Annotated in this window: 18 protein-coding genes and 1 other RNA gene; 10 read left to right on the forward strand and 9 right to left on the reverse strand. The window is 45.1% G+C overall.

Annotation, left to right across the window (positions count from 1 at the left end; genetic code table 11):
- Positions 1-92 precede the first annotated feature (92 nt).
- The 4 genes from ACQY3M_RS05645 to ACQY3M_RS05660 are packed head-to-tail and all read left to right on the forward strand — an operon-like array spanning position 93 to position 3,278.
- The gene (locus ACQY3M_RS05645; protein ID WP_428066641.1) at positions 93-1,583 is read left to right on the forward strand and encodes a TM0106 family RecB-like putative nuclease; all 1,491 of its coding nucleotides are present in this window, start codon (positions 93-95) and stop codon (positions 1,581-1,583) included.
- Positions 1,580-2,374: an inositol monophosphatase family protein gene (locus tag ACQY3M_RS05650; protein WP_428066642.1), complete on the forward strand. Its 795-nt coding sequence runs from the start codon at positions 1,580-1,582 to the stop codon at positions 2,372-2,374. The genes ACQY3M_RS05645 and ACQY3M_RS05650 overlap by 4 nt, the downstream gene beginning before the upstream one ends.
- Complete coding sequence (locus ACQY3M_RS05655; RefSeq protein ID WP_428066644.1) at positions 2,371-2,823, forward strand: hypothetical protein; 453 nt, start codon at positions 2,371-2,373, stop codon at positions 2,821-2,823. The genes ACQY3M_RS05650 and ACQY3M_RS05655 overlap by 4 nt, the downstream gene beginning before the upstream one ends.
- 35 nt (positions 2,824-2,858) lie before the next feature.
- Positions 2,859-3,278 (forward strand): hypothetical protein, encoded by a 420-nt coding sequence (locus ACQY3M_RS05660; RefSeq protein ID WP_428066645.1) that lies wholly within the window; start codon positions 2,859-2,861, stop codon positions 3,276-3,278.
- An 85-nt stretch (positions 3,279-3,363) separates the two neighbouring features.
- Here the strand turns inward: ACQY3M_RS05660 and def are convergent, their stop codons facing one another.
- From def to ACQY3M_RS05685, 5 genes are all read right to left on the reverse strand, one after another.
- Entirely contained in the window at positions 3,364-3,882 is a 519-nt protein-coding gene (def, locus tag ACQY3M_RS05665) for a peptide deformylase (RefSeq protein ID WP_428066647.1), read from the reverse strand.
- 2 nt (positions 3,883-3,884) lie between these two features.
- Positions 3,885-5,912, reverse strand: a complete 2,028-nt coding sequence (locus ACQY3M_RS05670; RefSeq protein WP_428066648.1) for an APC family permease — start codon at positions 5,910-5,912, stop codon at positions 3,885-3,887.
- A gap of 6 nt (positions 5,913-5,918) precedes the next feature.
- Positions 5,919-6,377 carry a PTS sugar transporter subunit IIA gene (locus tag ACQY3M_RS05675; protein WP_428066649.1) on the reverse strand — a complete coding sequence of 153 codons (459 nt, stop codon included), beginning with the start codon at positions 6,375-6,377 and terminating at the stop codon, positions 5,919-5,921.
- 138 nt (positions 6,378-6,515) lie between these two features.
- On the reverse strand, positions 6,516-8,144 hold the full coding sequence (locus ACQY3M_RS05680) for a metallopeptidase TldD-related protein (protein WP_428066651.1): 1,629 nt from the start codon (positions 8,142-8,144) through the stop codon (positions 6,516-6,518).
- A 1-nt stretch (position 8,145) separates the two neighbouring features.
- Positions 8,146-9,870 (reverse strand): TldD/PmbA family protein, encoded by a 1,725-nt coding sequence (locus ACQY3M_RS05685; RefSeq protein ID WP_428066652.1) that lies wholly within the window; start codon positions 9,868-9,870, stop codon positions 8,146-8,148.
- Between the two features lie 138 nt (positions 9,871-10,008).
- On the opposite strand from ACQY3M_RS05685, the gene ACQY3M_RS05690 reads away from it, so the two are divergent.
- Both ACQY3M_RS05690 and ACQY3M_RS05695 read left to right on the forward strand, forming a co-directional pair.
- Positions 10,009-10,482, forward strand: coding sequence for a GreA/GreB family elongation factor (locus tag ACQY3M_RS05690; protein ID WP_428066654.1), 474 nt, complete (start codon positions 10,009-10,011; stop codon positions 10,480-10,482).
- A gap of 11 nt (positions 10,483-10,493) precedes the next feature.
- Entirely contained in the window at positions 10,494-11,186 is a 693-nt protein-coding gene (locus ACQY3M_RS05695) for a mechanosensitive ion channel family protein (protein ID WP_428066655.1), read from the forward strand.
- 142 nt (positions 11,187-11,328) lie between these two features.
- Here the strand turns inward: ACQY3M_RS05695 and ACQY3M_RS05700 are convergent, their stop codons facing one another.
- The 4 genes from ACQY3M_RS05700 to ACQY3M_RS05715 form a co-directional block, all read right to left on the reverse strand.
- The gene (locus tag ACQY3M_RS05700; RefSeq protein ID WP_428066656.1) at positions 11,329-11,700 is read right to left on the reverse strand and encodes a response regulator; all 372 of its coding nucleotides are present in this window, start codon (positions 11,698-11,700) and stop codon (positions 11,329-11,331) included.
- Positions 11,701-11,706: 6 nt separating this feature from the next.
- The gene (locus tag ACQY3M_RS05705) at positions 11,707-13,119 is read right to left on the reverse strand and encodes a phosphoglucomutase/phosphomannomutase family protein (protein ID WP_428066657.1); all 1,413 of its coding nucleotides are present in this window, start codon (positions 13,117-13,119) and stop codon (positions 11,707-11,709) included.
- A gap of 68 nt (positions 13,120-13,187) precedes the next feature.
- Positions 13,188-13,536: a transfer-messenger RNA gene (ssrA, locus tag ACQY3M_RS05710) on the reverse strand.
- Between the two features lie 190 nt (positions 13,537-13,726).
- Positions 13,727-14,656, reverse strand: coding sequence for a TerC family protein (locus ACQY3M_RS05715; protein WP_428066659.1), 930 nt, complete (start codon positions 14,654-14,656; stop codon positions 13,727-13,729).
- 87 nt (positions 14,657-14,743) lie between these two features.
- On the opposite strand from ACQY3M_RS05715, the gene ACQY3M_RS05720 reads away from it, so the two are divergent.
- From ACQY3M_RS05720 to ACQY3M_RS05735, 4 genes are read left to right on the forward strand one after another with little or no spacing between them, the layout of a single operon-like run.
- Positions 14,744-15,448 (forward strand): biotin--[acetyl-CoA-carboxylase] ligase, encoded by a 705-nt coding sequence (locus ACQY3M_RS05720; protein ID WP_428066661.1) that lies wholly within the window; start codon positions 14,744-14,746, stop codon positions 15,446-15,448.
- A gap of 18 nt (positions 15,449-15,466) precedes the next feature.
- Positions 15,467-15,709, forward strand: a complete 243-nt coding sequence (locus tag ACQY3M_RS05725; RefSeq protein ID WP_428066662.1) for an OadG family transporter subunit — start codon at positions 15,467-15,469, stop codon at positions 15,707-15,709.
- 34 nt (positions 15,710-15,743) lie between these two features.
- The gene (locus tag ACQY3M_RS05730) at positions 15,744-17,540 is read left to right on the forward strand and encodes a biotin/lipoyl-containing protein (RefSeq protein ID WP_428066664.1); all 1,797 of its coding nucleotides are present in this window, start codon (positions 15,744-15,746) and stop codon (positions 17,538-17,540) included.
- 10 nt (positions 17,541-17,550) lie between these two features.
- Entirely contained in the window at positions 17,551-18,744 is a 1,194-nt protein-coding gene (locus tag ACQY3M_RS05735) for a sodium ion-translocating decarboxylase subunit beta (RefSeq protein WP_428066666.1), read from the forward strand.
- Positions 18,745-18,889 lie beyond the last annotated feature (145 nt).

The raw sequence follows: 18,889 nt of genomic DNA on the forward strand, positions 1-18,889 counted from the left end.
TATTCGTTTTTCGTATTATTACCCGCCGAGCCCCACCGTTATAGAGCGGACGGCATTTGGCTAAACAATATTAAAAATATAAAATATATTAAATGACAGAGGAATTGTTTGCTAAATTTTCCGCTTCCAGAACGCCCTGCCCGCAAGATTTTCCCGCGGGTAAAATGTTTATTCTTTTGCAGGACCCTTTCGGTTTATGGTGCAATTTCCATGCACCAAAAGAGGCGGCGGTAGAAGAGCCTAATTTATATGAACATCTGCGCGGTAAAACCGATAAGAGCAACCGCGACGCGTGGATATATGCTCATTGCCAAAAAGTTACGGTTATATGCGGCTCAAGCGAAGGCGAAAAATTCAAAAAAACGCTTGAGGCTATGGCCAGGGGCGATGACGGTATCATCGGCGGAGTGCTTTGGGATTTAAGACAGCCCCGTGGCGTATACGGCAGCGTAAATTTGCTTTTTAAGGTAAACGAGGGCAAAAGCGTTTTCGGCGATTATCATTACAAGATAGTCCAGCTTAAGCGCGCGGGCGAACTTAAAGAGCATTATTCCATGCAAACCGCTTTAATGAACAATATTCTTGCCGAGATACAAAATTACAATCACGGATCTGCCCTTTTTATTCTTAAAGAGAAAGAACAAATTTTAGATTGCGTTAGAGTTTTGCCCCGCGCCTTGGAATATGTCGCGCAATGGCACGACATTAGGGAGAAAAAACTTTTGCCCGAAGCGAAGAAGCCCCCAAAGGCCGCTCTCTCGCCTTGGCGGGTATACGCTAACGAATATGTTTTCAAGAACAAAGATTTGGTTCTCTTTCCGCATTTAAGCGCGCAAATGCGCAAAGTTTTGAGAGATAACGGCCTCGCTACTTACGAAGACGTATATAAAGCGGGTTTGGAGAAAATAAAAGAGATTTTAAAAGAGCCCGTCGCCGATGAGGCCCTGGCCGTGGAAACTTACGCGCACGCTTTGGCCTATCACGAGAATATGCCTGTAAAGAGGGATGTCTCCCATTGGCCGCCGTCGCCAAAAAAACGGAATTTGTATTTCGACTTTGAGGCTACGGAAACTTTTACCGCGCACAGCATATCGTTTGTGTATCTTATAGGGATATGGGATAAGGAAGCGGACAAATTTGTCTACTTCGTGGCAAAAGACGAGAGCGAGGAGAAAATTATATTCAAGCAGTTTGCCGATTATGTCGGCCAAGACGATGCGGTGTTGTATCATTGGACGGAGTATGAAGTAAAGAAAATGCGTTCTTTATGCGAAAAATATCCCGACATAAAAACCGATTTGGAAAAATTGGTGTCGCTCTGCGTAGATTTGAAGATAGCGGTGGAAAAGGCCTTTTATTTGCCCGCGCCCAGCTTGTCTTTAAAAGCGGCCGCGCCCGCTTTCGGGTTCCGCTGGCGCCAGGACGACTGCGGCGCCATGGACAGTATGGTATACTTCACCAATTGGCTTAAAACCGGCAATAAGGAACAGCTTGATAAAGTGCTTATGTACAATGAAGACGATTGCAAAGCTATGCTTTTTGTCGAGAACTATTTAAACGATAAAGAGGCCCTTTCATTATGAAAAAGAAATACGAAATAATGATAAAAGCCGTAAAGCGCGCGGCGGCTTTGGCCAAGCGGCATATAGGGAAAGTTGGATATGAGCTTAAAGGCAGAAGCAATTTGGTTACGGCCGCGGATATAGCCTGCCAAAAAGAAATAGTAAAAATAATATCAAAAGCCTTCCCAGATCACGCTTTTTTGGCGGAGGAAAAACAATCCGGCCTAAAGAAGGAAGGACGCTATGTCTGGGTAATAGATCCGATAGACGGTACAACAAATTACGCGCATACTTTCGCGCACAGTGCGGTATCGGTGGCGCTTACCGATAACGGCGAGCCGATTATGGGCGCGGTTATGGACATTTTTAAAGGGGAGCTCTTTACCGCGGTTAAAGGCAAAGGCGCAAAACTTAACGGCAAGAAAATAAAAGTGTCTTCCGTTGCCAAGCTGAAAGACAGCCTTTTGATAACGGGTTTCCCTTATGATCGCGCTCCGATAAGGAAAGTGCATATCCCGATATTTGCCGATTTTCTTTTTGAAAGCCATGACGTCCGCCGCAGCGGTTCTGCCGCTTTGGACTGCTGTTGGATAGCTTGCGGCCGCGCAGACGGATATTGGGAATTTTCGATAAATCCTTGGGACTGCTGCGCCGGCACTTTGATAATAAAAGAGGCCGGCGGGAAAGTTACCGATTTTAAGGGACGGGAACTTTCCGAATTGGAGCGGTACGGAGCGGAATTTTTGGGCAGTAACGGCAAAATCCATAAAGAAATGCTAAAAATAATAAATAAGACTTTGGGGTGTTTATGAAAGTATCTAAAGTAAATCAATACAGCGTATTTTTGATAAACGAACCTGGCGCTTTGGAAAAATTTGCCAATTTGCTATACTCGGCGGGATTGGATATATCTGGGCTGTCTTCTGAAGTCCGTTATGAAGCCGCTGTGGTTAAATTCGTCTTAAGCGACAGCGAACGCGATAAACACGAAGTTCTTAACCTGATGACGCGCGGCGGCTATACCGCGGTAAGGACGGAAGCCATCTGCGTAGAAGTAGACAGCCGCCCCGGCATAATGGCGAAATTAGGCAGAGTGTTAAGCGGAAACAGTATAAATATCACTACGATATTTGGCAGTTCTTTCGCCGGTTCGCCCAGCAGGATATATTTGGTGGTGGACGAAATAGACAGAGCTTTAAAAGTGCTGGATAAAGAATTCCGCCCCGAAGAAGAAAAATCCTCCATGGACGAAAAAAAGTAAAGTCAAAATATTTGCGAATATGGTAATATATCTATATGCCTACAATAATTATTAGCTTAGCGGGTTTCCTTCTTTGTTTGGTGTTTTTGTTTTATTTTATAGCCAAATACAGAGCTTGCGGCCCGAAAGAACAGGAAAATGATTTTGACCTTTTAGAAGACGCACCGTCTGCGGCGACGACCGCAGCTTTGGATGCAAGGCGTCTTTTTGCCAAAAGCGGTGCGCTAAACGCGCGCGAAGCGGCGGAAATTAAGGAAAAACTTAAAGAATTGCACTATCGGATAGAAGAAATCAAACTGGTGGAAGAAAAACGCAATTTGGAGTTTTCAAAAGCGCTTGCCAAAATTGAGCAGCGTATAAACACTTTTGAGAATGAATACGTAAACAAGCTCCAGCCTACTTTGCATAGCCTTATTAACGAACTTGAAAATATTCCGCGCCCCAAATCCGAATAAATAAAGTTTTATAAAAATAAAAGAAGCGCTTTTTTAAGCGCTTCTTTTTTCTTTAAAAATATTGGTGCGGATATGCGAATTTATATTACCACTTTTCCGCCAAAAGCTCCAGCTTTTTCTTGGCTTCGGCCTTTTCCGCGGGCGGGAGCAAATCTATAAATACCCGTCCGTTTAAATGGTCTATTTCGTGCTGCATGATTATAGCCAAGAAACCGTCGGCTCTTATCTCGACGGGCATACCTTTTTCGTTAATATATTTTACGTTTATTCTCTGTGCCCTGTTTACTTTTATGTCCAAACCCGGGAACGATAAACAGCCCTCATTGCTTATTACGCTGCCTTCCTGGCGTGATATTTCCGGATTGATTAAAACGTATCTTTTGTATTTTTCGCCTTCGTCATCAAGCGGATACATTACTACCGCTATCGACAAATCAAGCCCCACTTGCGGTGCGGCAAGCCCTACGCCGTTCATCGCAAGGCAGGTTTGCGTCATATCGTTTATTATTTTGGGCAGCTTCTTTTCCATAAGGTTGAAGTTTACGCGCCGCGTCTTTTTGCTTAAAATATCTTCGCCGTATTTATATATTTTCAGTATAGCCATAGTTAAAATTTATAGGAAACTTCCCTTCCCTCCCAAAGTATTCTGGCCGTCATAGGAATATGCGGCTGTCCGTTTTGCAGGACGCCCCAGGCCATTACCAAGCGTTCCATTTGGTCATGCGCGCCGTATGAACCGGAAACGCCCATAATAATTTCCTTGGCTTTGGCCGCAATCGCCACTTGGCTTATGGCGTAGAAGACTTCATTGCTGTTGATTTCTATGGGGAAAACCTCGTGTCCGTATTTCTCCGCCGTTAAAATAATATTGGTAAAAAGTTCATTTTCGTCAACGGTTTTTGCCATTTCACGCTTTCCTATGCGCCAATGTCCCACGGGTTTGACATAGAGTACTATTACGTCGGTTTCGTCGTCTTTTAAATCCTTAAGCACCGCATCAAGCGGATACATATTGTCAGGATCGCGCATCGCGACAAGGATTCTTTTTTCCTTGCTTAGCGCCGATAGGGCCTTTTCCAAAGTGTCTGTTTCAATATGATTTAATTTCTCGCGGTGTCCTTCCTCAAAAATGTCGTTGGCTTTCTGCGCGTTTAATCTTTCCGATACACTGAATATCAAAAAGAAAAACGCCGCAAAAGATATGCCAGTAACGGCCGCGACTTGCTTGGTAATTAAATTGGTAAGCGCCAGCAATACAACTACTATTACCACTAAAATACCGCCTGCGGGTATCAAATAATGGTCAAATTTTATGTTGAAAGGCATAAGGAAAAGGCGCCTCCTCTCCCGTTCTTTAAAACGCAGAACAACTATTGACGCCAGTTCAAACACAAAGCTCCACAGAACGCCGAAGGCATAAGCCTGGCCTATTAAATACAAATTGCCTCTGGAAAACAGTATCACTATAATCTGCATTACGCAGATCATATTTATCATGTGATAAGTAGTTCCGTATTTGGGGTGTATTTTACGGAACCAATCGGTTAATATGCCCGTTTCGGCCATTCTGTTCATAATTCCGTTGGCACCGATTATGGAGGTGTTTACCGCGCCAGAAAGCATTACTGCGCCCGCCGCCACTATACAAGCCTGCAATATCAATTTAAATACCGTTGGCCCGCTTAAGTTCATCGCCAATCCGGCCAAAAGATTGTCTTGATATTTAGTAACTATAAGGTCTGGGGGGATAATCAGTGCGGCCAGAAAAGTCAAACCGCCGGTAAATACCAAGGCGAACACAAAGATGATTAAAGCGGCTTTCTTCAAATTTTCTATTTTGGGATACTCTATTTCCCTAAACACTTGCGCCAATGTTTCTATACCGCTCAAAGCCAATACTGAGTGCCCAAGCGCCATCAGTATGCCGAATATCCCTATATGCTGTAAAAACGGTATATCCGCCGCCCAGCCCAGAGAATGCTCGTTAAAGTGTGGTTTTATGGGCGGGAGGGATATGCCGTCTTTTATAAATAAAGTAATAATTGCCCATACCACCACTATCGCGCATACCATTACGGAAAATTTTATTATGTGAGAACTTTTCTCGCTGGAGTCTTCAATCCCTTTTATATTCTGATACCAAAAATATATGGTTACAGCTATGGCAAATAAAATGGAAAAGCCGTCGCCGGTCAAAGCGGTATCTACGTTTATAAATTCCAATATCGAGTTTATAAAACCCACTATATATTGCCCCGCGGATATACCGCTGATAGGGCCAGTGAGGAGGAAATCGAACAATATCGCGGCGGTGGCTAATTTCGCGGCGTTTTCGCCCAGCCCCGCTTTGACTACCGGGAATATCCCGCCGCGGGTGAACATGGAACAGGCTTCCATATACATAAGCAAAATCGGCCCGGCGAATATCATTATCGCCAATATGTACCAAGGGAAAGCCGGCCCGATAGCCTTCATCGCTATGCTGCCGGCATAGAATGCGCTCGATCCGAAGTCGCATAGCACTATCGCCGCGGCTTTCCAAAAGGTTATAAAAGTCAGCATGGCGGTAGTCATTACGACTACGCCTTTCAGTTTAAATCTGCTTGTTTTTTCCGCGGAGGGGTCTGCATTCATAGTGGGTTAGAGTGAAACTTTCTTTAAAAGGCGGCCCTTATCGGCCGTTTCCGACAGCTCTTTTATAAAATCGGAGTTAAACTTCTCGGCCAAGGCGGCCAGAAGTTTCAAATGGCTGGAAAAATAAGGCTGCCCCGCCGGCGAAAAGAACAAAAACATCGCCTTTACGTCTAGGCCGTAATCGTCCTTTATCGGTGCAGGCAGTACTGCCAAAGCCGCTTGGAACGCGTCCAAATCTTCCACCCTGGCGTGGGGAATACTCAATCCGGTATCCAGCGTAGTGCTGATACCTTGCTCTCTCTTTAATACGGAAGAAAGCACTTCCTCTTCGTTTAAATTAGGCAGATCCACACAAATCGAATGCACCAACTTGGAAACCAAATCCGCCTTAGTTATATTTTCCCTTATGATAAATATTCTATTCTCATTAAGTATCAAAGGGATATTGTTATTTTGATTATCCATACTTAGAAATATATGGTAACAAAAGGATATCTTATAGTCAAGGCGGCAAGGGGTGTCAATCCGCTTTTGCTTTATCCGCGTAAAAAGTTTTTGCCGTAATAAAGGCCGCCTTTAAACAGGCGGCCTTATCTAAATTGATCAGTTCAGGGGAGGTTTTTTCAACTTTGGCGGCTTCTTGTTTTCCACCTGGCTTTCTTTAAGTTCCATTTCGCTTAAGATTACCGAAGGCGATATTATGGAATAATAGGGCTCTGTGTTGGAGGCAAAGTTGAAAACGTTTAAATCGTCTCCCGCGGCGATAATGTCTCTTAGAGTTCTTGTCGAAAGGCTGGGCATTTCCAAACCGTAAGTCAAAGTTTCTTCGCCGGTTTTGGCGTCCACTTTATAAGCCATTATATTGGACCCGTCAAAACGGCGGATTATATAGCAATAATCCAAATTCTCCTTACGGCAGGTTTTCATCAGTTCCTCTTTTAGTTCCTTCTTTGAAAATGTCCTTTGCGGAAGAAAGAATAAATTGCTGACCGATGCTTGGGCAAAAAGTTTTTCTTCAAAAAAACCTAGCCTGGCATGTCCGTTTGTTTCGCCAGAACTTCTTGTGGCGGGGAGGTCAGTCAGTTTTCCGTTTTTGACTATTTGCAACTTCTTTGGCGCGACGCCTTCATCGTCCACTTTATAGGCCCCCATAAGTTTCCGGCCGTTGAAAGACTCTATTTGCGGATCGTCGGTTACATTGAAGTCTGATGGCATAATTCTGAGGCCCTTTTTCCTGGCGAAGTCCCCCATATCATAGTCTGTATCACGGTTAAGGGAAAGCACCTTCTTTGTTTTTTGAGCATTTTTGGCGAAAACCCTGTCAAATAAAGTCGCTGCAGCTTCCTCTTCCAATAATACTGGGCCTATATAAGCCTCGCCTTTTGGCGAGTTAACCGCTTTTTGCATTTCCAAAGATAAATCTTTCGCCGTTTTTATCAGCTCTTCTTTGGATGGGAGTTCAGACATGTCTTTATAGACCATTACTCTATAGGCATTCAGGGGAAAGCCTTCCGGCGTATCGGCCTGCGCGCTTAAATAAATGGTTATATTGGACTCGTCTTTTATGTATTCCGCGCCTTCGCTTGATAAGTAGAATGTCGGCTCATGGGAAACGAATATGCGGGTATAGAACCTTTTGAGCTCTTTGACATTGCCTTGGGCGGACATTTCTTCGGCCAGGGAAATTATGTAGTCTTTATCAAAAGGCTTAAACTCCAGCTGTGGTTTGTCGGACGAGATTTCCGCTTTTGAGAAGTCCGGGTTTTCCTCCTTGACTTCTTTTTTCTTTAAATAAGCCAATTTCTTTGTATACTGGTCCAATGCTTGTTTGTAGGCTTGGTCGCTTTTAAGCCATAGGGCCTGTCTTAAACTGCCGTAAGAGAGGCTGGGCAGTTGGCTGCCGGCCGTGGTTATTACGGTGTTTTCAAAGAAACTGCTGTCCGTTTTTTCGTTCCCGACGCGCATCGTTACGCTTACGCTTACGTCGCCTTTAGATAAAGCGTCAAAAAACTCTTCCCCCATAAAAGAGTTGACCGCAAAAAAATCCTGTATTTTAACCTTATAAGTTGCGTAGTAAGGCCTTGGCATTCCTTTTGTTTTAAGGCTTTTCATCGTGCGGGCCATCTCGTCACGCATCGCTTTAAAGACTGTCTCTTGCGTAGTTTTAAAGTCAGACGCGTTTAAAGGGCCGATAAAAAACAGCGTAAATATTAAAATCAGAAATTTCTTCATTTTATTTGCCTCCCTTCTTGTTTTCTTCAGCCGGCGGCGGAGTAAGTATCGGCAGATTGTCATAAGAGCGTTGTACCCTTTCCACCTCAAGTTCCGATATCAATACGCTGGGCGCTATGGCCGATACCGGCACCCAGCCCGATTCCGCCCCGCAAGACCCGTTGAAAACGTCATAATCGTTTGCAGCGGCTATTATTTTGTTAAAGCTGGTTAAAGGCGTTCCCACTATATCGGCACCGCGGATTATTTCGTCGGGTCTGTCGTCGGGATAGACTTTGTATACCAACAGCGGGTTGACTTTAAACGCCTGAGGATTGGAAGTGTCTATCATCGTAAATCCGCCCGAAATATCGTCTATTATCAAACCGTAGGGCTTGTTTTGTTTCTTTATTTCCTCTTTGAGCATCTGCTTTAGAGTGTCAAACGGTACTGTTTGTTCGGCTTCAACTATTGTCACCCCCATTCTGGATACCGGACGATACCCGGCTTGTTTTCTGCCGTGTCCGTTGGAAACGTCGAAGCCTTTTATGGGTGAGCGGCTCATAAGAAAATTACTTAAAACGCCCTTTTCGATTATCATTACATTTTGGGAGGCGACGCCTTCATCATCATAAGCATAATATCCGCGCAGCGGGATATTGTTAAAGTATTTCATTGTGGGATTATCGTATACGCTTATTAACGGTGATATTACCTGTTCGTTGATTTTATTGGTGAAAGTCTGTCCGAAGTCGTCGTCTTTTTGGCGGTGTCCTTCAACCCTGTGTCCCAAAATCTCGTGGAAGAATACGCCTGTAGCCCTGTTTCTTAATATTACAGGCCCGTGAAAAGGTTCTGCCGCTGGCGCATTTTGCAAGGTTTTGAGTTCGGCTATGGACTGTTCTATGTCGCTGATTACCTTTTCGGAAGAGGGGATTTCTTCGGGGGTGGTAAAATCGTAATAATTGTTCCTTTCCAAAATCATACCGTCTTTGTTGCGGGATGTTATATTATATGACAGCCTGGCCAATATTTGCCCCTGTACTATTTTTGTTCCTTCCGAATTGACGAAATATTTATTGTTCAGAGTGGCGGAATAAGATACTGCCGAGGACAATATAAAATCCTGATTTTTGAATATGGCTGAATACTCGTCCGTGCGCTTTATCATCTCGTCGAGCATTTGCTGTGATATTAAGGGGGAATCCGCTATCGGAGCATAATAAGAAGCAGCTTTGCCTTTGTCGGAGAAATCATTGGAATTATCTTCCCGCTGGGAGGATGTCAGAGCATTTGTCTTTACCTTAAGATAATCTTCTTGAGCCGAGGTTACCGCGTCCTCGGTTAAAATCCAAAGCATATTCCTTATTTGTTTTGGCGATGGCATATAACCGTTTACAAGAATATTTGGATTGCGTTGCCCATAGTCTAAGGATTTAAGTTTGCGGGTATTATCAAGTTCCCTGCTGCCGGCTCTTGCGTCGATGTCGGCGGTATAGCGGTTATTTTTATAGGAATAGGCATTTTCGCCCAAGGTGGATGCTATTGATACATTTTTTTCCAAGTTGATCTGATAGGAGAGAAAATAGATGGGAGGATCCAACTTGGATAATTTCTTCATAGAGCGTTTTAGCTCCGCATCCATAGCTTTTATTATAGGGTCTTTGCCGAGAGCCTTAGCATCATCTGCCGCAAAGAGGTTTGAGACTAAAAACAACGAGAAAAAAATCGTCAATAATCTTTTCATAACAATCCCCTTTTAAAAATACTTTATCCAATTATATCATTTATCCTGATTATTGTTGGTTATGTTGCCAAAGCGATAATAATGTTATAATAAAAAGTAGCTTTAGAGCTTATGGCCTAAAGCGTGGGAGGACAGACAGTGAGTGAAATTTTTTATCTAAGCCGCAAAAACTATGAGAAGATGAGAGCGGAACTTGACGAGTTAAAGAAAATAAAAGCACAGCTCTCCGAGGAAATAGGCGAGGCGGCAAGACAAGGCGATCTTAAAGAAAACGCGGAATACGTTGCCGCGAAGGAAAAGCAAGCCGAGACCTTGTCAAAAATAAACGATTTGGAAATACGGCTGCGCAATACTCAGATTACCGATGATTTGGACGTAGACCGTACGGAAGCCAGAATTGGCGCCACAGTTACGATAGAGGATTTATCCGACGGTGAGCAAACAACGTATACTTTGGTAGGATCGATGGAGTCCAACCCCGATGAGGGCCGTCTTTCCGTCAAGACGCCGCTGGCGTCTGGCTTATTGGGCTGCAAAGAGGGCGATACTTTTGAAGTTTCTCTGCCTAAGAGCAAACGCAAATACAAATTGGTGAAATTAGAGTATAAATAAGGAGATTTAAGATGAGTTCTGAATTGGAAACTATAGCCAACCGCACCATAGAGCCGTTTGTCGTTCTTTTCAACAAGTCTGTGGAATTGATACCGGGTATAATAGTGGCTCTTGTGATGCTGTTTTTGGGTTTGTTTTTGTCCAGATGGACAAGCGCGATAGTACGCAGACTCTTAAACGCGATAAAACTGGACACTTGGACTTCCAAAATCGGCGTAAACGAGATACTAACCAGAATCGGATTCGGCAAAAGCCCAACCTATGTTATAGCGTTTGTGCTTTCATGGGCGGTGATGATAACCTTCATTATGATAGCGGCCGACTCTTTGGGTTTGGGCACGATAAAGACTTTGCTTTATAATTTGCTTGCTTTCATCCCGAAATTGTTTGCCTGCATAGTGATACTTTTTGCCGGATTGATTTTCGGCCGTTTTGTGGAGAATGTGGTACATAACTCTGCTAAAGCCAACAATATAAAAGGGGGGGTGTTCTTCTCCAAGATAATAAATGTAGTGGTTGTTATCTTCGCGATACTTTTGGCGTTGGAGCAGGTAAATATCAACTTTGCTTTGATTAACGATGTTATATTGATATTGCTTGCGTCGATGGGCCTTGGTCTTGCGATAGCGTTCGGCTTGGGCGCGCGCGATATTGTGGCGGAATTTTTAAGGGAAACCCTTAAAAAGGAAGACGGCGATAAATAAGTTTTTGCTTATTCATATTTATAAAATCCCCCGTAAAAACGGGGGATTTTTGTTTTATGTCTATTAGATTGTTATTCCTTAGAAAGGGATCTTCGTAGCGAAATAAAGCCGTCATTGGGCGCGCTTGGCATTATTAAGGGGGCTATATCGCCAGCTTTTGTATGGCCAAGGTCAAATCGTCCATATCAAAGGGTTTGTATAGAATATCGTCTGCGCCGGCGGCTTTGACTTCTTTATTTAAGCTTTCCCTATGCATGGCTGTTATTACCAAAACTTTAATATTGGGATAAGTTTCCTTTAAGCTTTTAAGTATATCCATACCGGATTCCTCCGGGAAGAACATATCCAGCAGTATTAAATCGGGGATAAAACCGTTATTTAAGGCGTTAAACAACTCCTGCGAGCCCTGCGCCGTAGCCATAACGTCATAGCCTTCGCTGTTTAGAGCGTTCTGTATGGTAGTCCTTAGTACGGCGGAATCGTCAACTATTATTATTTTTTGTATGCGATTCATAAACGATTATTTAAAAGCGGAGGCTAGTTTTTCTCCGAAATCCAAAAAAGCTTCAGTCTGTTTCTTGTCACCCGTTTCGCTGTATAGCCTGAGGACGGGCTCCGTTCCGGACGGGCGGATAAGCAGCCACTCGTCATTATCCAGAATTATTTTAAGGCCGTCAAAGGTGTATGTCTCCGCGACGTGATGGCCCAATATCTTTTTTGGCAGTTTCTTTTTAAGCTTTTCGGCCATTGCGGTTTTATCTATATGTTTTGAAAGTTTAAAATCTCTTCTTTGGTAATGGCTTGCGCCGTATTCCTTTTCTATTTCTTTTACCAATTCGCTTAAAGCCATTTTCTCTGAAGCCATAATCTCCATAATGAACATTATCAAGGTAAGGCCGTCGCGTTCAGGCATAAGTCCGTTCCAGCAATAACCGCCGGACTCTTCCGCGCCGAAAGCTATTTTTTCAAGGGCAGTGCGTTCGGCTATATGTTTAAATCCTACGGGCACCTCTTCAAATTCCAAGCCGCCCGCTCTGGCTATACGCTTGTTTAAATAGCCCATTGAAAGACATTGAAGTACCTTTCCGGCAGCTTTTTTCGTCTTGATCAAGTGATTTAATACTATGGCCGATACCATACAGGGGCTTAGATACTTGCCTTTTTCGTCAATGAGGGCGGTTCGGTCCCCGTCGCCGTCAAAAGCCGCACCGAGTATGCATTTGTCTTTGACAACCGTCTTTTTAAGTTCGGTCAAACTGCTTTCTTTGGGTTCGGGTTTAACCCCTCCGAAGCAAGGATCGTGGCTGTCGTTTAAGGCTACAACTCGTTTTTCGCCCAACAGCTGCTGCATATAGCCGGCAGCACTGCCGTGCATATAATCAACCGCCACTTTACCTTTTAAAGAGGCTGCCTTTTTTGTGTTTACTTTTGAGGCAATATATTTAAAATAAAGTTTTTCCAGCCCCGAGGTAGCTTCCACCTGATGGCCGGGTATATACAAAATAGATTTTTGATCCAGCATTTCCTCGATTTCTTTCGTCAGTCTGCCCGAGATCGAACCGCCGTCCACCTTTATTTTTATTCCGTTGTATTGCGGTGGATTGTGGCTGGCGGTTACCATTATGGTAATCCAAAATTTGGTATAGGAAAGGGCGCTCATTACCGGCGTCGTTACCGGTTTGTCCAAGAGGGTTACATCTACTTTGTTCAATTTGAGTATGCTTGCGATGTCTGCGGCGAATTTATCGGATAAAAATCTTCTGTCGTAGCCGACAGCGGCAATATTTGTTTTTTCGCCCAAATCGGAAGGTGCGTTTAGATTGATAAAATCGGCCAAGGCCTGCGCCATTCTCCTCACGTTTTCAAAAGTGAAATCCCACGCAATAATTCCGCGCCAGCCGTCGGTCCCGAATTTTATGTCTGATATCGCCATACAATGCTCCTGTAACGAAACGGTATTGAGCAATCGGTTAAAACTCCGCAAAAGCGGTTTTCCATATCAAGTGGAGGCGGCGGGATTCGCACCCGCGTCCAAACATCCATACAGCACGGTTCCTACAGGTTTAGCTTCGGCATAAGAACGCGCCCGCTTGCCCGAAGCTGCTGCTTGCGCGCTTGTTTAGTTTGTCTTAAGACGGATTAGGCTAAACGAACCTTTCCGCCCGCATCCGGCTGATTTGACCGTTATACTCCGCCCGCCGGCGAAGAAGAGCAAACGGGTTTAGGCAGTAGCCCAAACGTTGTTGTTGTAGTTGTTGCCAACTAATTATTTTGGCCCTATTTTAACCGGCCTGGCCAACCGGTACCTGCAACCGAACCTCAGAGATATCTGTCGAAACTGGTCGCCCCCTAAAGCCGATTGTTTAACAAGGATAGCAAATTTGCTTACCCGCTTGCAATATGCTTAAAAATATATCCGCGCGTATGAGGGTTATGTATTTTAGATAGTCGTCTTTAGGGACAGCGGAGAGTTTTATCGCGGCGGGGTTATTTTTATCGGTTAAATTAAAAAGCCCCGTTTTTACGGGGCTTTAATAATATTAATTCTGTTTCGCTTCAACTCGCTTCTTACGTATTACGGAAGCGGCTATGGCTATGGTCAATATAACCACTATTACCAAAAGCGATAAAGCGGTGGGGAAATGGTAGAAATGCGAAATCAGCATTTTTACTCCTACGAATACCAGCACTGCGGCTATGCCGTATTTAAGATATTCAAATTTGCCCGCCATGCCCGCCAGCAGGAAGTAAAGCGATCTTAATCCTATTATGGCGAAGATATTGGAAGTGTAAACGATAAAAGTATCGTGGGTTATGGAAAGCACCGCGGGAATGGAATCTATCGCGAAGATCAAGTCGGAAGTTTCAATAACCAACACAGTGGCGAAAAGCGGTGTGGCAAACAGTTTGCCCGCGTCTTTCACAAAGAAGTTTTCCCCGTGGTAATTGTCTTTTAGGGGCATAATTTTCTTTAAGGCTTTAAGCACCGGCATTTTGGAAGGGTCGAACTCTTCTTCTTTATGCGCTAACATTTTAATAGCGGTATATATAAGTAGTGCGCCGAAGATATAAATCATGAACTTAAACTGTGTGATAAGCTGCACGCCTATAAAGATGAAGATAAACCTCATAAGGACTGCGCCCAAAATACCCCAAATCAATACTTTCGGCTGGTTTTCCGGCGGGACGGCGAAGTAGGCAAAGATCATGATAAAAACGAACATATTGTCAATGGATAGCGAATATTCTATCACATAGCCTGTAAAGAACTCCAAGGCTTTAGTCTGCCCTAAAGTAAGCCAAACGGCCGCGCCGAATAAAGCCGCGAGGGCAATCCAAGCCGCAACCATAAGAGAAGCCTCTTTGATACTAACCTTGCCGTGATGATGTTTTACCACTACAAGATCTACGAACAGGGCGATAGCGATTACCACCCAGAAAATAATCCACATTATAAAATGTATATCCATATAAACAATTATATAAAATAAGGGCTTTGGCTTTCTATCAGGCGCCGAGTGTGCAAAAGGCGCGCAATTTGATAAAATATTTAAAAGATGGCGATAATTTTTTTGGACAGCGTTACGTCCACAAACACATATTGCGGGCGCAATATTGACAATCTTAAGCACGCCGATATAGTTCGCGCGCGCCGCCAAAGCGAGGGGCGCGGCCGCAAACAGCGGATATGGTCGTCTGAAGAAGGCGGACTTTATTTCTCTTTAGTATTGAAAGAGGGTTTGGGCGGCATAAAAACGCTCGGCCTTTTGACGCAGATTATGGCCTTGGCGGTATGTAAAACGGCACGGCGGCAAGGCGTAGAGGCTTATATAAAATGGCCTAATGACGTTTTGTCGCAGGGGCGCAAGTTCTGCGGGATATTGAGCGAGGCTATCTTCGACGGCGAAAAACTGAAGGCTGTAATTATAGGCACGGGCGTAAACGTAAGCCAGGATAAGATAAATTCCGAAAAGCCTTCGATAACGCTTAGGAGCCTCGGCGTGAAGAAAGACGCCGAAAAATTGCTGGAAGATATTATCGCGAATTTTACGGCGGATTTTTCTCTTTTAAACAGGGCGGGATTTGAGCCTTTAAGAGCGTTGTACAAAGAGTATTTTTTATATTTAGGCAAGCCGGTAACCATGAGGGTGTTTGACGAGGAACTGCACGGCATCGCCGAAGACATAGACGAAGCCGGCCGATTGGTATTAAACGAAGGTGGCAAGCGCCGTTTGATAGAAATCGGCGATATGGATTTTTAGGAGTAAAGGAGAATATTTATGGAAGGAAGCGTGTTTGCCAAAAGCATAGAGCTAATGGTAGTGGGAATGGGAATGACATTCGCGTTCCTGATAATACAGGTATTTATAATGAAGGTGTTGGAATTTGCTGTGGAAGGCTGTTTGAACAAATGGTTTCCGGTTAAGGAAGCGGCAAGTTCTGCACCTGCGGCCGCAAGCGCATCGGACGATAAGGTGAAGATAGCGATAGCTTTGGCCGCCGCCAAGAGCATGATGAAATAGCAAGATTTAAAAAACAAAGGAGAATAAATAAAGTATGAAGAAGATTAAGTTTATGATTACCGCCTTTAGGGACGGTTTTCAGTCGGTATACGGGGCGAGAGTTCTCTCGAAAGATTTTTTGCCCGCGGTTGAAGCCGCGAGGGAAGCAGGAATCAGGCATATAGAATCGGGCGGCGGGGCGACGTTCCAATCCGCTTTTTTCTACAATAACGAGAACGCTTACGACGTAATGGACGCCTTCCGCAAGGCGGCGGGCCCGGAAGCCAATCTTCAGACTTTAGCGCGCGGCGTAAACGTAGTTGGTTTGGACTCCCAACCCAGCGACATAATCAAGCTGCACGCGGAAACCTTTAAAAAACACGGTGTTACCACGATAAGAAACTTTGACGCTTTAAACGACGTCAACAACCTTATATACAGCGGAAAATGCATAAAAGAGGCCGGCCTTAAACACGAAGTTACGGTAACGATGATGTCCTTGGCGCCGGGCTGGGACAAACACGGCAATGTCCATACTCCCGAATTTTACGCCAAAACTTTACAGAAAATTATCGATTCCGGTATTCCCTTTGACAGCGTGGCTTTCAAAGACGCTTCCGGCACCGCCACTCCTTCCACGGTAAGGGAAACCATCAAATTGGCCAAGAAGATTTTACCGCCCGAAGTTGAAGTCTGTTTCCACACGCACGAAACGGGCGGCAACGGCGCTACCTGCTGTTTGGCGGCCTTGGACGGCGGCGCGGACAGATTGGATCTTTCCATGGCGCCGGTATCCGGCGGTACCTGCCAAACCGATATTATAACGATGTGGCACGCGCTTAGAGGATCGGACTACACTTTGGATATCGATATTGAAAAGATTAAGAAAGTCGAAGACGTCTTTAAAGATTGCATGAAAGACTATTTCTTACCGCCAGAGGCCATGAAAGTGGAACCGACGATACCGTTCTCTCCTTTACCGGGCGGCGCGCTTACGGCCAATACGCAAATGCTTAGGGACAACGGCATAATGGATAAATATGACGAGATTTTCCAAGCTATGGGCGAGGCCGTCAGGAAAGGCGGATTCGGCACCTCGGTAACGCCGGTAAGCCAATTTTACTTCCAGCAAGCTTTTAACAATGTAATGTTTGGCCCTTGGAAGAAATTTGCCGAAGGTTACGGCAAGATGGTGCTTGGCTATTTCGGCAAGACTCCGGAACCGGCGGATCCGGAAGTGGTAAAATTGGCCAGCGAGCAGCTCGGTCTTGAACCCACGACTAAAACCGTCCTTGAAATCAATGACGCCAATCCCAAGAAGGGTGTTGCCCCCGCTAAGGCTTTGCTTGAGCAGAACAATTTGCCCATTACCGACGAGAATATCTTTATCGCGGCGGCCTGCGGACAGAAGGGTATAACCTTCCTTAAAGGCGAGGCTAAACTCGGCATCAGGAAAGTTGCCCCTAAGAAAGAAGGTTCTTCCGCCGGCGCTTATACGGTAAGCGTAGCCGGGGAGAAATTCGCGGTCGAGCTTTCCGGCGGCAAAGCGATAGTCAACGGTACCTCCTATGATATAGATATTAAGGAAGGCATTGACGCTTCCGCCAAGAGCGAAAACAAAGCGGCGGCTTCTTCCGGCGCTAGCGTAGAGATAAAAGCTCCGCTTCCGGGCGCGGTAATGAGATTTTCCGCCCAAGAAGGCACAGCCGTAAAGAAAGGCCAGACCATATTGGTTATGGAAGCCATGAAGATGGAAACGGAAATCAAAGCACCCGCTGACGGTAAAATATCCTATAAGGTAAAAACGGGCGACCAAGTGCAAACGGGCACTTTGTTGGCGGTGTTAGGTTAAGGAGAAGACAATGGCAGAGATATTACAGTCTTTTTCGAACTTATGGCTGACGACGGGCCTTTACAATATAACATTAGGCCAAGGCATAATGATAGCGATATGTCTGTTCATACTTTGGCTTGGCATCGTAAAGCAGTTTGAGCCTTTGCTTTTGATACCTATCGGTTTTGGCGGAGTTTTGTCCAATATACCGGTAGCGGGCATAGCGGCTTTATCGGTAAGCACGGTTGACCCGAGCGGCGTAGTGACCACGGCCTTCGGCGGCTTTTTGGGGCAGGTATACGGGTTCGGCATAGAATCCGGCCTTTTCCCGCTGCTGATATTTATGGGGGTGGGCGCTATGACGGACTTTGGGCCGCTTATCGCCAACCCGAGGACGGCTTTATTGGGCGCGGCGGCGCAGTTCGGCATATTCTTTACGATATTCGGCGCTTTGATGCTGGGCAACTTTATACCGGATTTGACCTTCTCGGTAAAAGAGGCGGCCTCAATCGGCATAATCGGCGGAGCCGACGGCCCTACGGCCATATTCCTTACCTCCAAATTGGCGCCTGAGCTTTTGGGCGCGATAGCGGTGGCGGCCTATTCCTATATGGCTTTGGTGCCTATAATCCAGCCGCCGATAATGAAGCTTCTTACCACGGAAAAGGAAAGAATGATTGAGATGAAGCAGCTCCGCCACGTATCTAAGAGGGAAAAGATACTTTTCCCGTTGGTGGTGCTTTTGCTTTGCGTCTGTTTTATACCCGACGCGACCCCGCTTATCGGTATGTTGATGTTCGGCAACCTGATAAAGGAATGCGGCGTAACGGAAAGACTGAGCAAGACGGCCCAGAACGAGCTTATCAATATCGTTACGATACTTTTGGGTTTGGCGGTAGGTTCCAAATTGGCTTCGGAGAAGTTCCTTCAGTTCAAGACGATAGCCATAGTGATTTTGGGCTTGATAGCTTTCTGCGTGGGTACGGCTTCGGGCGTAATTTTGGCCAAGATAATGAATTTGTTCTCCAAGAACAAAATCAATCCGCTTATCGGTTCGGCCGGCGTATCGGCTGTGCCTATGGCGGCGCGCGTATCCAACAAAGTCGGGCAGGAATATAATCCCAGCAACTATCTGTTGATGCACGCGATGGGCCCCAACGTAGCGGGTGTAATAGGATCTGCGGTAGTGGCAGGCATATTGCTGGCGATGCTGGGGAAATAAAAGTTTATTTTTAACGCTTTTGGCCCCCGTGAAAACGGGGGCTTTTTACTTTTGAATTTGTAAAAGAGCGGCCCAAATGTTTGGGCGGCGTGGTTGGAAATGGGCTGGAGTGCTGAACTTTAAAGAAAACTCCTAAAAAAACGGG

This window comes from Candidatus Proelusimicrobium volucris (assembly GCF_959605025.1).
Taxonomy (GTDB): domain Bacteria; phylum Elusimicrobiota; class Elusimicrobia; order Elusimicrobiales; family Elusimicrobiaceae; genus Proelusimicrobium; species Proelusimicrobium volucris.

Coding starts and splice junctions, on each gene's coding strand:
- ACQY3M_RS05645 (WP_428066641.1), top strand. CDS start 93: ATGACAGAGGAATTGTTTGCTAAATTTTCCGCTTCCAGAACGCCCTGC.
- ACQY3M_RS05650 (WP_428066642.1), top strand. CDS start 1,580: ATGAAAAAGAAATACGAAATAATGATAAAAGCCGTAAAGCGCGCGGCG.
- ACQY3M_RS05655 (WP_428066644.1), top strand. CDS start 2,371: ATGAAAGTATCTAAAGTAAATCAATACAGCGTATTTTTGATAAACGAA.
- ACQY3M_RS05660 (WP_428066645.1), top strand. CDS start 2,859: ATGCCTACAATAATTATTAGCTTAGCGGGTTTCCTTCTTTGTTTGGTG.
- def (WP_428066647.1), bottom strand. CDS start 3,882: ATGGCTATACTGAAAATATATAAATACGGCGAAGATATTTTAAGCAAA.
- ACQY3M_RS05670 (WP_428066648.1), bottom strand. CDS start 5,912: ATGAATGCAGACCCCTCCGCGGAAAAAACAAGCAGATTTAAACTGAAA.
- ACQY3M_RS05675 (WP_428066649.1), bottom strand. CDS start 6,377: ATGGATAATCAAAATAACAATATCCCTTTGATACTTAATGAGAATAGA.
- ACQY3M_RS05680 (WP_428066651.1), bottom strand. CDS start 8,144: ATGAAGAAATTTCTGATTTTAATATTTACGCTGTTTTTTATCGGCCCT.
- ACQY3M_RS05685 (WP_428066652.1), bottom strand. CDS start 9,870: ATGAAAAGATTATTGACGATTTTTTTCTCGTTGTTTTTAGTCTCAAAC.
- ACQY3M_RS05695 (WP_428066655.1), top strand. CDS start 10,494: ATGAGTTCTGAATTGGAAACTATAGCCAACCGCACCATAGAGCCGTTT.
- ACQY3M_RS05700 (WP_428066656.1), bottom strand. CDS start 11,700: ATGAATCGCATACAAAAAATAATAATAGTTGACGATTCCGCCGTACTA.
- ACQY3M_RS05705 (WP_428066657.1), bottom strand. CDS start 13,119: ATGGCGATATCAGACATAAAATTCGGGACCGACGGCTGGCGCGGAATT.
- ACQY3M_RS05715 (WP_428066659.1), bottom strand. CDS start 14,656: ATGGATATACATTTTATAATGTGGATTATTTTCTGGGTGGTAATCGCT.
- ACQY3M_RS05720 (WP_428066661.1), top strand. CDS start 14,744: ATGGCGATAATTTTTTTGGACAGCGTTACGTCCACAAACACATATTGC.
- ACQY3M_RS05725 (WP_428066662.1), top strand. CDS start 15,467: ATGGAAGGAAGCGTGTTTGCCAAAAGCATAGAGCTAATGGTAGTGGGA.
- ACQY3M_RS05730 (WP_428066664.1), top strand. CDS start 15,744: ATGAAGAAGATTAAGTTTATGATTACCGCCTTTAGGGACGGTTTTCAG.
- ACQY3M_RS05735 (WP_428066666.1), top strand. CDS start 17,551: ATGGCAGAGATATTACAGTCTTTTTCGAACTTATGGCTGACGACGGGC.